Here is a 14,514-nt window from a genome sequence, read left to right as displayed (position 1 = left end):
TAGAAATTGAGGATATTAAAATGATAATACATAAAAAAAGTAAAAACAGACTGAAAAATTTGAAGGTAGACTGTTCAAAGTGCAGTGGTCTGTGCTGTACTGCACTGTTTTTCTCAAAAATAGACGGCTTTCCTGAAAATAAAATTGCAGGCAAACCTTGTATTAATTTAGAAAAAAATTATCGCTGCAGAATTCATGAGAATCTCGAAAAACGTAATATGAAGGGATGTATAGGTTATGACTGTTTTGGTGCTGGACAGCATGTAACACAATCAATATATAAAGGAGTTACGTGGCAAAGTGAAAAGGAAAAATCACAAGAAATATTTGATATCTTTGTCATAGTGTTTCAATTATATCAAATACGTTATTTTTTGGAGGAATCCATGACAATAATTTTGGACAAAGGACTGGAAAGCAATATCGAGAGTCTAATTTGTGAGAATGAAAACATGTGCAATTATATTCCAGAGGACCTACTTGATATTGATATGAAAAAGTACAAGGACAAGGTTAATGTAGTTTTAAAGCAGGTCTGTGATTTTATAAAAAAAGACATTCGTCATAAAAATAGAAAAAAACCATCAAAATTTTTTGGAAAAAATTATTCAAAAAAAGATATGAGCGGATTTGATTTTGGAATGGAACTGCTGATTGCAGCTAATTTTGACAGCTGCAGGTTTGATGGAACAATTTTTTTAGGTGCTGATACAAGAGATACAAATTTCAATAATGCAGATTTAAGGGAGGCGGTTTTCTTAACCCAAGGACAGATAAATTGTGCAAAAGGCAATAAAAATACAAAACTGCCGGAGAATTTAGAGTACCCTGTAACATGGATGCATCATGAATAAAATAAATATACTAAGTATAGATTTGTGCAAAGTCTATACTTATAAATGTGTTATACTTTATATTATTTTTATGGTTATGTCTTTCCAAGAAGTTGTGTGCTTAAGGTCATTAAAATCAATTTTTATATTCTTGGTATTGACAGGTATTCCGAAAACAAAACGTTCCATTTTCCACAAAGCATTACTTTTGATTTTGTGATTGACTCCTAAAGTGTGTATTTTGTTATGGTAGTTTATTTGTATACTTCCGAGGCTTGGTTGTCCATTAAGCGATTTGTATGATCCCTCAAAAACAAATTGTTCTCCTTGAACATGCTTTTTATCCAGATCGTTGATTGTCAATGATGTTGTTCCTACAATTGACTTGCGATTTAATATTTCTAATCTATGGTTACTTTTTGGATTTGCAAAACAAAGTCCAGAGGGTGTTAAAACTTCTATGGATCCATCATCCCATTTTTCTTTTATATAATCAAGGAGTTCTGAAAACTGGTTTAAGGTTATGTTTCTCGGTTTTCCTAGATTACCGGAATGGCACATAAGTTCAACACCAGCTTTATCTTTTATAGCATTGTCTATTTCTTTTTTTGAGTCTGCCAGCGATTCGCCGGATCCATCAGATACAGTAAAATGATTTAAACCATAAAAGTTATGTATTGGCAAAGGTCTCTCTGGAGCGTATGCAGAGGATTCCACAAGTCCATAGTTTTGCATGAGCAGTATTCCAGCCTGGCTGTTAAAATCTGAAGGCTTTGTAAGTCCGTTGTAGGGAATGTATTTTGTAGTGGCTTCAGTACCTGGCTGTGCAAAACCAAGCACTTTTATGTTATGACTTTGTATCTCATGTTTTGAAGTTACTACCTGTTCATATAGTCCTTTGTAACCGGCTTTGTCATAATCCTTGTGATCTGTTCCATGGCACCAAATTTCAATGCCATTTTCATTCCACTTCTTTACATCATTCCACGTAGTGCCCTTGCCCCATCTTTGTGCAGTGTTGAAACGAGATATCAGTACCATGCTTGCAGGAAGCCCTCTTTTAATAAGCATAGGATATATTTGATGATTAAAAATGGTTTGATAATCATCAAATCGCAGTGACACCACAGCCCGGCCGTCTGTTCCAATTTCATAGCCTTTTTCAGTACGCTCTTTATTAATAAGATAAGCTGACCTTTTTTTTATGTTTTCAGGTATTTTTATACATGATTCGTGAACGGTACCATAATTTTTTTTAATTTCATGGCGTATAAGCTTATATATTCCTCCTGATGCAATGACACATAGAATTATGACTACAATGGATTTATGCTTTAGAAATCTGCTCAATTATTTTATCCTCCTTGGCTAATGTATTAACGGATTAAATTCAAACGATATAATTTATTATAAACAAGTTTTTGCATGTAAAAGTATCAATACGTTAACAATTTTTATCTAAATGCGCTTTCGGCAATCCGTATATCTTCTTCTTTTGTCCCGCCGCTGACTCCAATGGCACCGATGACTTTTCCGTTAATTTCTATAGGTATTCCTCCGCTCATGAAGCAAAGATTACTGTTCCTTATGTTTTGCAGTGTATAAAAATCACCATCGGGTTTTACAAGTTCCTGAAGTTTTTGAGTGCTTGTTTTTAATGCAAGTGAAGTATAAGCTTTTGAAATTGATGCTTTAATACTTATTAAAATAGAATTGTCCATTTTATGTAATGCGATTACATTTCCGCTTTCATCAACTATTGATATAGTCACAGGTACGTTCATTTTTAAAGCAGTTTTCTCTGCATTATCAAGCAGTTTTTTTGCTATTAATAATGTTAGTTTAGATATATGAATATCATTTCCCATAGAAATCACCTCAAACAAGATACTTATGTATACTTTATTACTAAAAAAATTATATTTCATGTAAAGTACAGTTCTATAATAGGTAAAATTCAAACCAATATCTTAAAGTTGGAATTTTACCTAGTAAAATGAGGTCTTAAATTTACGAAAAATTAGTCTTAATAGTGTTATAACGTTTTCAAAATAATGGTATATAATTGTTGTTGTATTGACAAACTGGTATTTATTAACTTTATTATGTGAGGGAGGCTATATAATGATATCTAAAGGTTTTACAAAACCAACTGAAAGAATTGAAAGATTAAAAAATACTATTGTAAATGCTATTCCATTTGTTGAATCTGAAAGGGCAGTACTTATTACTGAATCATATAAGGAGACAGAGGGACAATCTCCTATTATGAGACGTGCAAAAGCTGTAGAGAAAATTTTCAATAATTTGCCCATAACTATTCGTGATGATGAATTGATTGTTGGATCAATTACTAAAAACCCTCGTTCTACAGAGATTTGTCCGGAATTTTCCTATGATTGGGTTGCTAAAGAATTTGATACTATGAGCACCAGGATGGCAGACCCATTTCAGATACCAAAACAGACGGCGGAGGAACTTAGTCAGGCATTTAAATACTGGAAGGGAAAAACAACAAGTGAATTGGCGGATTCATATATGTCTAAAAAAACCAAAGAATGTATGGAAAATGGAGTATTCACAGTAGGAAACTATTTCTACGGCGGGGTTGGACATGTTTGTGTGGATTATGGAAAGGTTCTTAAAAAAGGGTTTAAAGGTGTAATTACTGAAGTTGTTTGTGCAATGAGTAAAATGGAAAGAAAAGATCCGGACTATATTAAAAAACAGCAGTTTTACAATGCAGTAATTATTGCATATACATCTGCTATTAATTTTGCACATAGATATAGAGATAAAGCAAGAGAAATGGCAAGTAAAGAAGCAAATTCCACAAGAAAGGCAGAACTTTTAAAAATAGCAGAAAATTGTGATAGGGTTCCAGAAAACGGAGCTTCAAGTTTTTATGAGGCTTGTCAATCATTTTGGTTTGTACAAATTCTATTGCAAATTGAATCCAGTGGACATTCAATTTCTCCAGGACGTTTTGATCAATATATGTATCCATATTTGGAGGCTGACAAGAGTATTTCTGAAAAATTTGCTCAAGAGCTTATTGACTGTGTCTGGGTAAAGTTCAACGATATAAATAAAACACGTGATGAAGTTTCCGCCCAGGCATTTGCAGGATATGCGGTATTTCAGAACTTATGTGTAGGTGGACAGACAGAGGGCGGACTTGATGCTACGAATAAACTTTCATACATGTGCATGGAGGCAACTGCTCACGTCAAACTTCCAGCACCATCATTTTCTGTTCGTATATGGCAGGGAACTCCAGATGAATTTTTATTAAGGGCTTGCGAAGTTGCGAGACTTGGAACGGGTGTACCAGCTATGTATAACGATGAGGTCATTATTCCTGCACTTGTAAACAGGGGAGTAAGTCTCAGTGATGCTAGAAACTATTGCATTATTGGGTGTGTTGAACCTCAGTGTCCACATAAAACAGAGGGTTGGCATGATGCAGCATTTTTCAATGTAGCAAAAGTGCTTGAAATAACACTTAATGATGGGAAGGTCAAAGATAAGCAGCTGGGACCTGCTACAGGAGACATGACATCCTTTAAGAATATAAACGAGTTCTTTACTGCGTTCAAGAAGCAGATGAAGTATTTTGTATATCATCTTGCAGAGGCTGATAATTGTGTAGATTATGCACATGCAGAGAGAGCACCACTTCCATTTTTGTCAGCTTTGGTAGACGATTGTATAGGAAGAGGAAAATCACTTCAAGAAGGTGGGGCAGTTTATAATTTCACCGGACCTCAGGCTTTTGGAATAGCAGATACCGGAGATTCCGTATATGCGATTGAAAAACATGTGTTTGAAGATAAAGATGTAAATATGGAACAATTGAAGGAAGCGCTAAATTCTAATTTTGGTCATGAGGATACGGAAAAGGGCAGTGCCGACAGCGAGAATATCACAGAAATGAAGATTTATGAGGCAGTCAAGAAAATTTTAAGTGCTTCAGGTTCTGCAGACTTGGAACAGATTAAAAACAAGATTGTAAATGAGTTTGGAGGTTATGATGATTCCAGCGATTTTGAAAGTCTCAGAAGATTGCTTGACAGCACACCTTCGTATGGAAATGATATAGATGCAGTTGATATGATTGCCAGAAAATGTGCTCAAATTTACTGCCATGAGGTTGAAAAGTACACAAATCCTAGAGGAGGACAATTTCAGGCAGGAATCTATCCAGTTTCGGCAAATGTGCTGTTTGGAAAAGATGTGGAGGCGCTTCCAGATGGAAGACTTGCAAAACAGCCTCTTGCAGATGGAGTTTCACCAAGGGCTGGAAAAGATACACACGGACCTACGGCAGCTGCCAACTCTGTAGCAAAATTGGATCATTGCATTGCATCAAATGGTACACTTTATAATCAGAAATTCCTTCCGTCTGCAATTGCAGGAGATACTGGACTTAAAAATTTTTCGTCTGTAGTCAGAAGTTATTTTGACCATAAGGGCATGCATGTTCAATTCAATGTTGTGGACAGAGAGACTCTATTAGAAGCACAGAGAGAACCGGAAAAACATAAGGATTTAGTTGTCCGTGTTGCAGGATACAGTGCCCAGTTCGTAGTGCTGGCAAAGGAAGTTCAGGACAACATAATCAGCCGTACAGAACAGACCTTGTAAATGAGGGGATTCTTTAATTATGAGTACAATAAATTATAACATGACGGGAGTAGTATTTGATATCCAAAGGTTCTCGGTACATGACGGACCTGGAATTCGTACTATAGTTTTTTTAAAAGGATGTCCATTAAGCTGTAAATGGTGCAGCAATCCGGAATCGCAAAGCTTAAAGCCCATTATAATGTATCAAAAGGATAATTGTATTCATTGCAGAAGATGTATTGCAGCTTGTAAAAAAGGGGCTATTAATGAAAACAATAAATGGTATATTGACAGAAATATTTGCACTGCCTGTGGGGAATGTGTAAATGTGTGTCCAGCAAGTGCCCTGACTTTGAAGGGAGAGACAATGACTGTGGAAGAGGTTGTAAAAGAATTAAAGAAAGATGCCACTAATTATAGGAGATCCGGAGGAGGGATAACCTTGTCCGGTGGTGAACCGCTGGTTCAGTCAGAATTTGCAAAAGAAATATTTAAAGCGTCAAAAGCCCAGGGGTGGCATACAGCAATAGAAACTACAGGATGTGTGTCTTTTGAAAAGGTTAAAAAATTATTTCTGTACATTGACTTAATACTTATGGATATAAAAAATATGGATTCAGATCTGCACAGGCAATTTACAGGCGCTGGCAATGAAAAAATACTGCAAAATGCAAAAAAATTTAGCGAATTGACAAACTTGATAGTCAGGGTACCTTTAATACCAAATTTCAATGACAATAGCCGCAGTATTCAGGATATATGTAAATTTGCCAAATCACTTAGTAATGTCAAGAGCATTCATTTGCTTCCGTATCACACTTATGGAGAAAACAAATATAAACTGATTGGAAGAGAATATGAGATGAAGGATGCTCGAAAACTTAAAGAAGATAATATACAGGATCTAAAAAAATTGGTTGAAAAGGCCGGATTTGATTGTGTAATTGGCGGTTAGAAAATTAAATAGTGGAATGGAGGATTTGAAATGCATGAAGAATTAATTGAAAAGGTTATGAAACAAGTTTCTGATGAACTTGGAATAAAAAATAAAACAGATAAAAAAACTTGTTTGGAAGACAAAGCCGACAAGACTGATATTGGCGTTACAGAGTTCATAGGTACTGCAATTGGAGACACCATAGGATTGGTTATAGCAAGCGTAGATCCAATGCTCACTGAAGTTATGAAATTAGGCAGGTACAGATCCATAGGAATTATTGGGGCGAGAACTGGAGCGGGACCGCAGATTATGGCGGTGGATGATGCAGTTAAAGCCACTAACACAGAGGTAATAACTGTAGAACTCCCAAGAGATACAAAAGGCGGTGCAGGTCATGGAAGTCTTATATATATAGGAGCAGATGATGTATCAGATGCAAAGAGGGCTGTGGAAATAGCACTTGACAGCGTTGGAAAATATTTTGGGGATGTATATGGTAATGATGCAGGACACCTTGAATTTCAGTATACTGCCAGAGCAAGTTATTGTCTTGAAAAGGCATTTCAAGCTCCAGTGGGAAAAGCCTTTGGAATGGTTTGCGCAGGACCGGCTGCCATAGGAACGGTTTTATCCGATGTGGCTGTGAAAGCGGCAAACGTGGATGTTATAGGGTACAGTTCACCGGGAAATGGGGGAACAAGCTATTCAAATGAAGTTATATTGACTTTCAGTGGAGATTCAGGTGCGGTAAGACAGGCTGTGAGAGCAGCTATAGATGTTGGCAAAAAATTACTGGGGACATTGGGGGACGAACCTAAGTCCAATACAGTGCCGTATATTTAAAATATAATGGGATAAAAGTAGATTGTTTAAAGAATGAAAAAATAGGAGGTATTTTAATATGAATTCAGATGCATTGGGAATGGTTGAAACAAGAGGTCTTGTTGCAGCAATAGAGGCAGCGGATGCAATGGTAAAGGCTGCAAATGTAAACTTGGTTGGATACGAAAAAATAGGTTCCGGACTTGTAACTGTAATGGTCAGGGGGGATGTTGGAGCTGTAAAGGCTGCAACAGATGCTGGAGCTGCTTCGGCAAAGCTGGTAGGAGAAGTAGTATCGATACATGTTATTCCAAGACCACATACAGATACTGAAAAAATCATACCAAAGTTTGAATAATATATTGTTGGGTTGAGGATTGGAGGTGTTCTTTGATTCTCAACTTTGAATGAGGTAAGTTATGGAAATAGATGAAAGACAGTTAAGTCAATTGATTACAAGAATTATTAAGTTGCTTTGTGCTGAAAATAAACCTAAAAAAAAGATATATATGATATTCAATCAGAATTGGAGTGAAAAATATAATTCTTTTCTTGAAAGCATTTGTGAGAATGACAAATGTGAAATATACGCAGTGGTTCCTTTGAATATAAAATATAATGAAAGACTAAAAGAGTTTCCTGTATTTGAAAAAATACTGACTCGAAATGAAATATCAAGTCATAACCTGGAAAATTATATTACAGTATTTCCAGTGACTCCAAGAAACATAATTGTAAAAACTGCGTTATGTATAGATGATACCTTTGAAAGCAGATGGATACTTGACAGTATAGGAAAAGGCGAGAGAGTTATTCTCATAAGTAAAGGCTTTGATAAATTTACTGGAAAAGAACCTGAAGCGTATATACAAAAAATGCTGGAGTATTACAGAATGCTTTTAAGATTTGACATTGAAATTCAAGATATATTAAAAATATAAAAAACTGGCTAGAAGGAATGTGATGAAAAATGTATATGGCGAAAATTGTTGGTACAGTTGTTGCCACCAGAAAAGAGGAGTCACTGGTTGGTTATAAACTAATGGTATTAAAAAGAATGGATGCCGATAAAAATCTTGTTGGACATGATGAAGTTGCAGCGGATTATGTAGGCGCCGGTATTGGAGATTATGTTTTGGTGTGCAGGGGATCAGCTGTTAGAATAAATACGCCAAAAGTTACTATAGATATGGCGATTGTTGGAATTATAGACACTATAGATGTATAGACAAAATCATTGTTTAAGAAGGAGAATAATATGTTGGATGAAATAAAAAATGGTATATTTCCTTCAGTTAATAGTGCAGTATTTTCTGCATTAGGTGCATATAGCCAATACACAAAATTAACGCTTAACGAGCGGCAGGAAATCATTGATTTTGTTAAAGAAAAATTGCTTCAACATGTTAGTGAAATAGCAAAAAGAACTGTAGAGGAAACAGAGATGGGAAATGAAAAGGATAAACTGCAAAAGCTTGTTTTTGCAATCAAAAAGACACCAGGCATAGAGGATCTTATAACAGAAGTAAAGACGGGGGACAATGGAATGACACTATATGAATTGTCTTCTTATGGAGTTGTCTGTGCAGTGCATCCTTCAACAAATCCCTGTGCCACATTAATCAGTAATACCATTGGAATGCTTGCAGCTGGAAATGCTGTTGTTCATTGTCCGCATCCACGTGCAATAAATGTATCTAAATTTGTTACAGAAATAATTTCTTCCGCTATAAGTCAAAAATGCGGCATTGACAATTTAGTCGTTACTTTTTCGGAAATTTCTATGGCTAAAACCAAAGAAGTAATGATGCACCCGGATATAGCTCTAATTGTAACCACAGGAGGCAGAGAGCTTTTAAGCACAGCAATGAAGTCTGCAAAGAAGGTTATTGGAGCATCATCCGGAAATCCGGTAGCGATTGTCGATGAAACAGCGGACATAGGAAAGGCGGCACGTGATATTGTATATGGTGCTTCCTTTGATAATAACATTATGTGTATAACTGAAAAGTCGGTTGTTGCAGTAGAAAGTATTGCAGATGAATTGACAAGTGAATTCATAAAAAACGGTGTATATTATGTATCCAGTGAAGAAGAAAAAATAAGGCTTGCAAGGGTTACTTTGACAAGTGACATAAAACTCAATAAAAGATTTGAGGGAAAAAGTGCAGGTGAAATATTAAATGCAGCAGGAATTCACTGTGACAGGAAGGTAAGGCTGATAGTTTTAAGCACTGTAAAATATCATCCTTTTGTAACAGTTGAGATGCTTATGCCTCTCATACCACTTGTTCGGGTCAAGAATTTTGATGAAGCAATAGATACTGCACTTGAAATAGAGCAGGGACTTAGACACACTGCGACAATACATTCACAATCAATTGAGAGATTGAACAGGGCTGCAAAAGTTATGCAAACTTCAATATTTGTTAAAAATGGTCCATCTCTTGTGGGAATTGGATTCAATGGAGAAGGTGATACAAGTTTTACAGTTGCAACAGCAACAGGAGAGGGAACTACAACTGCAAGACATTTTGCAAGAAGAAGACGCTGTAGCCTGACAAGTGGGTTTTCTATACGCTAAAAAAGAGGTGTTGAATTTTGAATAGTGTATATATAAAGACAAAAATATATTTTGGAACAAATTCTCTTGAAAGATTAAAGCAGTTTAATAATGAAGTTATATGGATAATTTGTGACGATTTTCTAGTAGGGAATAACAGTATAGATAAGCTTTTAAAATTGATTAATGGAAGTAATAAAGTGAATATTTTTCATGATGTGGTACCGGATCCTCCACTTAATGTGATAGCCCTTGGAGTCAGCAAACTAATAAAGATAAAACCCACAGTAGTAATTGGTTTTGGAGGAGGTTCGGCTATTGATACTGCCAAAGGCATTATATATATATTGAAGAAAAGAAATTTTATAGATAAAGTTAAATTTATGACAATTCCAACCACCAGCGGTACAGGTTCCGAGGTTAGTTCGGCTATAGTTATTACAGATTCCGAGACAAGGATAAAGCATGCCATTTTTGATGATGCGATACTTCCGGACGAGTCTATACTGGATGCAGAGCTTACGGTTTCAGTACCACGGGACATAACTGCAAACACAGGTATTGATGTATTAACCCATGCTATGGAAGCTTATGTATCAATAAATTCAAATGTATACTCTGACGCGCTGTGTGAGAAATCATTTGAACTTACAGTACAAAACTTAATTAGGTGTTATGAAAATGGAGAAGATATAACGGCAAGAAAAAATATGCAGGAGGCATCCAATTTGGCAGGTATGGCATTTAATATCGCAGGACTTGGAATTAATCATAGTATGGCTCATCAGATTGGCGGGGAATTTCATATGTCCCACGGGCTTAGCAATTCTTTTCTACTATGTAAAGTGATTGATTTTAACAGTAAGAATGAAATAACCTTGAACAAATACGCAAAATTGGTTTACAAGACGGGCATGGTGGATATAGACAAAGGAAGTAAGTTTGCAGTAGAAGTTCTTAAAAGCTACATTGAAGCAATAAAAAACATTATGAACATGAAGACAAAACTCAGACAGTGCGGTATTAAAAAGTCTGAATTTGATATAAAAAAGGCTTCTATGGCAGAGAATGCATTGAAAGATGCCTGTACTCAATCAAATGCAGTAGCTGCGGGTAATAAAGATTTGGAAAACATATTAGAATCAATATATTGATATGCTCTTTCATATAATAGAATATAAAATCGCAATGAGTATATTCTTTTAATCCATGAAAGGGTGAAATAAATGCAGGAACTAAGAGCTAATGTTGAAACTGATATTGATGATATCAACGAAAGCTTGATAAATAAATTTAATATCAGTAATTTGTTCGGTAAAAAGGTTTTGGAAAATATCCAGGAGAAAATATCAAGGGCAACCGGACTTGCATTTGTTACTGTAGACTACAAAGGAGATCCGATTACAGAAATGACTTCTTTTACTGGTTTTTGCAATCAAATAAGAAAAAGTGAAACCGGACTCTGTGCATGTAAGGCATCGGATGCCTTAGGCGGAATTCAGGCAGCAGTTACCAAGAAAAATTATATATATTTTTGTCCACACGGTTTAATGGAAACAGCTATACCCATAATTGTAAGGGGGCATTACCTTGGAGCTTTTATTGGAGGACAAGCGAGGTGTTTTAATCCACCTGATAATATTACAAAATTTGAAAACGTAATAAATCATTTAAGTCATTATAAAGAAGATGAGAGACTGCAAAAATTGAAGCAGAAAGTTCAAGTATATGATTACAACAAATTTATTAATATTGTGGAACTTGTAGCTCTTGTTATGAATCAATTAGGAGAGAAAGAGGCACATAGACTGGTTCAAAAAGATGCCTTGAAAATGAAGGTTTACCGTTTGAAAAATTTAAATAAAAATCTGGAGATAGAAAATAAGCTGAAAAATATTGAAATAATGAATTTAAAAGCAGAATCGGATACACACTTTTTAATTGGTGTTCTAAATTCAATTTCAAGTCTTACGGTAATAGAAAATGCTCCTAGGACAAATGAAATGATAGTTATGTTTGCTGAATATCTCAAACATACATTGGGCAGTGACAGAAGATATAAAAGACTGGAGGAAGAAGTAGAAAGTGCCGAGCTGTATTTAAAAATTCAGAAAGTAAAATACGGCGAATTACTTAGTTATGAAATAAATATGGACAACGCTGCAAGTACAAGAAAAATACCTGCCGATATTTTAATGCCATTTGTGCAAAATGCGGTTTTTTATGGAGTTGCGAGCAATATGCAAGGTGGTAAAGTTAAAATAAACGTGTATTTAGAAGAAAAAGACATAGTGGTATGTATAGAGGATAATGGACCTGGATTGAGCGGTGATCAAGTATTAAAAAAGTTTAGATTGTATAAGGGAAATTATGAAGGTGAATCTATTCAAATAGGTATGGAGAGTGCTAGAAAGAGGCTTGTAACATTATTCGGAGAAAATTATGATGTTTTGGTTGAAAAATCAGAAGGGAAAGGTACAAAAATAGTTATACGATGCCCGTTAAAACTTGAGGAGAGGATTGTATAAGTATATGTATGAAGTAATGATTGCAGATGACGAGCCTCTTATGAGAGAATCTTTAAAAATAATGATAAGCCAAGTGGAAGGATTCATGGTCTCATATTGTGTCGGAAATGGAAAAGATGCAGTTGATGTATGCGAAAGAAATAGAGTGGATGTAGCTTTTATGGATATAATGATGCCTGGAGAATCCGGTATTGAAGCAAGTAAAGAAATATATGCACAAAATAAAAACACAACTATATATATAGTATCTTCATACAATGTGTTTGATTTTGCAATTGAGGCTCTGGAAAGCAAGGTAAAAGCATATATATCAAAACCTGTAAGGTTTAATAGAATAAATGAGATCCTGCAAAGGTACAAGATGGAGAATTCAAAGCATATTGAAAATGAACTGGGTGGAATTAGCAAGTTAATTCGACAAAATGATTTCAAAAAGGCAAAAGAATCTATTCCAAAAATAGTAAAAAGATTATTTTCAAAAATCACCTGTGGAAAAACTCAAAAAGATATTGCTGTAGAATTTGCTCAGAGTCTATTGGATAGTGTTAATTTTATTAAAGGTGAAAAAAAGGATATTACAAAATTAATTTGTATAGATGATCAATTCTCAAGAGAAGAAAAATATTTTGAATTTTGGTTTTTTAAAGTTATTAATTATATTTTTCAATATAACAGTGTAAAAAAATACCCTGTTTTAGCCGAAGTTTTTTCATTTATTGACAGACATGTGTATGAAGAAATCGGGTTGAATGAAATAATTAGCAATTGTCCTGTGAGTCAGGGGTATTTGAGCAGAATATTTAAAAAACAGTTTAATATAAGTATAATGGAATATTTGCACATGATGAGAATTAACAAGGCAAAGAGTTATTTTTGTTTTACAAATTTAACGACTACAGAAATTGCTTTTATGCTCGGTTATAATGACAGCGGCTATTTTAGCAAGGTTTTCAAGAAATATGAGAATAGGACAATCAACAAATATAAAAAGATGGTTTTGGGTGGGGATGAGGTATGAATGAATATTTTGTTACATCAGAGTCCGTTACAGAAGGGCATCCCGATAAAATTTGCGACCAGATATCAGATGGCATACTGGATGCTTATTTAAGACAAGACGAAAATTCAAGGGTGGCTATTGAAACCATGGTTTCCAAGGACGCCATTATGATAGCAGGCGAAGTGAATTCAAAGGGGAAGGTTGATATAGCAAATGAAGCCAGAAAAATTGTAAAGAATATCGGGTATGATAGGAAAGAACTTGGTTTTGATTATAAAAGCTGCATAATACTTACCAATATAACTGCTCAATCAAAAGATATATCAGTAGGGGTTGATAAATGCAAAGGGGAGCTTGGTGCAGGAGATCAGGGGATTATGTATGGGTATGCCTGTGATGATACAGAGAACTTTATGCCTTTAACACAGGATTTGGCAAACAAGATTACGATGCGTCTCGCAGAAGCCAGGAAAAATGGGGAAATTCCATGGATAAGGCCGGATGGTAAATCTCAAGTTACAATGAAGTATGATGAAGGAGGGAAACCAATATCAATTACAAGTATAGTTGTTTCAACTCAGCATGAGCCGAATATTGATTATGATTATATGAGAGAAGTTATTAAATATGAAATTATTGATAAGGCACTGGACAGCGATCTGTTGAAATATGATACCAAAATACACATAAACCCTACAGGAAGTTTTGTACTGGGAGGCCCTGCGGCAGACACAGGATTGACCGGCAGAAAAATAATGGTAGATACTTATGGCGGAATTGGAAAGCATGGTGGAGGTGCTTTTTCGGGAAAAGATGCAAGCAAGGTAGATAGATCGGCAGCGTATATGGCAAGATATGCAGCAAAAAATGTAGTAGCGGCAAAGCTGGCGGGAAAAATAGAAATTGCAGTGAATTATGTTATAGGTTCCTCGGCTCCGGAGGAAATAGTAGTAAACACATTCGGTACAGAAAATATAAATATCGAATATATTTCAAAGATAATAAAAGATACATTTTCTTTTTCCGTTTCAGATATTATAGATGAACTTCATTTGAGGGAACCTCAATTTTTAAAAACTGCGGCTTATGGTCACTTTGGAAGAGAAAATCAAAATTTTAGATGGGAAAAAGTTGATAAAGTAGATGAATTGAAAAGTAAAGCCGTGAAATATATAGAAGAGAGTTTTAAATAATTGGAG

General features: G+C 35.1%; 14 protein-coding genes. 12 read left to right on the top strand and 2 right to left on the bottom strand.

Annotation, left to right across the window (positions count from 1 at the left end; genetic code table 11):
- Window positions 1–20: 20 nt before the first annotated feature.
- Window positions 21–854, top strand: a complete 834-nt coding sequence (locus tag AC4CVH_RS04220; RefSeq protein ID WP_490786489.1) for a pentapeptide repeat-containing protein — start codon at window positions 21–23, stop codon at window positions 852–854.
- A 57-nt stretch (window positions 855–911) separates the two neighbouring features.
- Here AC4CVH_RS04220 and AC4CVH_RS04215 read toward each other — a convergent pair whose 3' ends face one another.
- Both AC4CVH_RS04215 and AC4CVH_RS04210 read right to left on the bottom strand, forming a co-directional pair.
- Window positions 912–2,183, bottom strand: a complete 1,272-nt coding sequence (locus AC4CVH_RS04215; RefSeq protein ID WP_490786488.1) for a polysaccharide deacetylase family protein — start codon at window positions 2,181–2,183, stop codon at window positions 912–914.
- Between the two features lie 104 nt (window positions 2,184–2,287).
- A complete protein-coding gene (locus tag AC4CVH_RS04210; RefSeq protein WP_490786487.1) occupies window positions 2,288–2,701 on the bottom strand; it encodes a GlcG/HbpS family heme-binding protein in 414 nt (137 codons plus the stop codon).
- A 256-nt stretch (window positions 2,702–2,957) separates the two neighbouring features.
- Here AC4CVH_RS04210 and AC4CVH_RS04205 point away from each other — a divergent pair, with 256 nt between their 5' ends.
- From AC4CVH_RS04205 to metK, 11 genes are all read left to right on the top strand, one after another.
- The gene (locus AC4CVH_RS04205; protein WP_490786486.1) at window positions 2,958–5,480 is read left to right on the top strand and encodes a glycyl radical protein; all 2,523 of its coding nucleotides are present in this window, start codon (window positions 2,958–2,960) and stop codon (window positions 5,478–5,480) included.
- Window positions 5,481–5,499: 19 nt separating this feature from the next.
- Window positions 5,500–6,417, top strand: coding sequence for a glycyl-radical enzyme activating protein (locus tag AC4CVH_RS04200; protein WP_490786485.1), 918 nt, complete (start codon window positions 5,500–5,502; stop codon window positions 6,415–6,417).
- Between the two features lie 30 nt (window positions 6,418–6,447).
- Window positions 6,448–7,245 (top strand): propanediol utilization microcompartment protein PduB, encoded by a 798-nt coding sequence (gene pduB, locus AC4CVH_RS04195; protein ID WP_490786484.1) that lies wholly within the window; start codon window positions 6,448–6,450, stop codon window positions 7,243–7,245.
- A gap of 58 nt (window positions 7,246–7,303) precedes the next feature.
- A complete protein-coding gene (pduA, locus tag AC4CVH_RS04190) occupies window positions 7,304–7,582 on the top strand; it encodes a propanediol utilization microcompartment protein PduA (RefSeq protein ID WP_490786483.1) in 279 nt (92 codons plus the stop codon).
- A gap of 61 nt (window positions 7,583–7,643) precedes the next feature.
- Window positions 7,644–8,165, top strand: a complete 522-nt coding sequence (locus tag AC4CVH_RS04185) for a hypothetical protein (protein WP_490786482.1) — start codon at window positions 7,644–7,646, stop codon at window positions 8,163–8,165.
- Window positions 8,166–8,194: 29 nt separating this feature from the next.
- Entirely contained in the window at window positions 8,195–8,452 is a 258-nt protein-coding gene (locus AC4CVH_RS04180; protein ID WP_490786481.1) for a EutN/CcmL family microcompartment protein, read from the top strand.
- 30 nt (window positions 8,453–8,482) lie between these two features.
- Window positions 8,483–9,808 (top strand): aldehyde dehydrogenase family protein, encoded by a 1,326-nt coding sequence (locus AC4CVH_RS04175; RefSeq protein WP_490786480.1) that lies wholly within the window; start codon window positions 8,483–8,485, stop codon window positions 9,806–9,808.
- Window positions 9,809–9,825: 17 nt separating this feature from the next.
- A complete protein-coding gene (locus tag AC4CVH_RS04170; protein WP_490786479.1) occupies window positions 9,826–10,941 on the top strand; it encodes a 1-propanol dehydrogenase PduQ in 1,116 nt (371 codons plus the stop codon).
- 72 nt (window positions 10,942–11,013) lie between these two features.
- Window positions 11,014–12,315 carry a sensor histidine kinase gene (locus AC4CVH_RS04165; protein ID WP_490786478.1) on the top strand — a complete coding sequence of 434 codons (1,302 nt, stop codon included), beginning with the start codon at window positions 11,014–11,016 and terminating at the stop codon, window positions 12,313–12,315.
- Between the two features lie 4 nt (window positions 12,316–12,319).
- Window positions 12,320–13,333, top strand: a complete 1,014-nt coding sequence (locus tag AC4CVH_RS04160) for a response regulator transcription factor (RefSeq protein WP_490786477.1) — start codon at window positions 12,320–12,322, stop codon at window positions 13,331–13,333.
- Entirely contained in the window at window positions 13,330–14,508 is a 1,179-nt protein-coding gene (gene metK, locus AC4CVH_RS04155; protein WP_490786476.1) for a methionine adenosyltransferase, read from the top strand. Before AC4CVH_RS04160 ends, metK begins: the two co-directional genes overlap by 4 nt.
- Window positions 14,509–14,514 lie beyond the last annotated feature (6 nt).

It is taken from the genome of Clostridium pabulibutyricum, from assembly GCF_058242705.1.
The sequence above is the reverse complement of the archived record's forward strand: the minus strand, read 5'-3'. Positions and strand labels throughout refer to the sequence as shown.

Excerpts from the sequence above, each read along its gene's own strand:
- AC4CVH_RS04210 (WP_490786487.1), bottom strand. The coding sequence starts at position 2,701 with ATGGGAAATGATATTCATATATCTAAACTAACATTATTAATAGCAAAA.
- AC4CVH_RS04220 (WP_490786489.1), top strand. The coding sequence starts at position 21 with ATGATAATACATAAAAAAAGTAAAAACAGACTGAAAAATTTGAAGGTA.
- pduA (WP_490786483.1), top strand. The coding sequence starts at position 7,304 with ATGAATTCAGATGCATTGGGAATGGTTGAAACAAGAGGTCTTGTTGCA.
- AC4CVH_RS04175 (WP_490786480.1), top strand. The coding sequence starts at position 8,483 with ATGTTGGATGAAATAAAAAATGGTATATTTCCTTCAGTTAATAGTGCA.
- AC4CVH_RS04205 (WP_490786486.1), top strand. The coding sequence starts at position 2,958 with ATGATATCTAAAGGTTTTACAAAACCAACTGAAAGAATTGAAAGATTA.
- AC4CVH_RS04165 (WP_490786478.1), top strand. The coding sequence starts at position 11,014 with ATGCAGGAACTAAGAGCTAATGTTGAAACTGATATTGATGATATCAAC.
- pduB (WP_490786484.1), top strand. The coding sequence starts at position 6,448 with ATGCATGAAGAATTAATTGAAAAGGTTATGAAACAAGTTTCTGATGAA.
- AC4CVH_RS04160 (WP_490786477.1), top strand. The coding sequence starts at position 12,320 with ATGTATGAAGTAATGATTGCAGATGACGAGCCTCTTATGAGAGAATCT.
- metK (WP_490786476.1), top strand. The coding sequence starts at position 13,330 with ATGAATGAATATTTTGTTACATCAGAGTCCGTTACAGAAGGGCATCCC.
- AC4CVH_RS04200 (WP_490786485.1), top strand. The coding sequence starts at position 5,500 with ATGAGTACAATAAATTATAACATGACGGGAGTAGTATTTGATATCCAA.
- AC4CVH_RS04180 (WP_490786481.1), top strand. The coding sequence starts at position 8,195 with ATGTATATGGCGAAAATTGTTGGTACAGTTGTTGCCACCAGAAAAGAG.
- AC4CVH_RS04185 (WP_490786482.1), top strand. The coding sequence starts at position 7,644 with ATGGAAATAGATGAAAGACAGTTAAGTCAATTGATTACAAGAATTATT.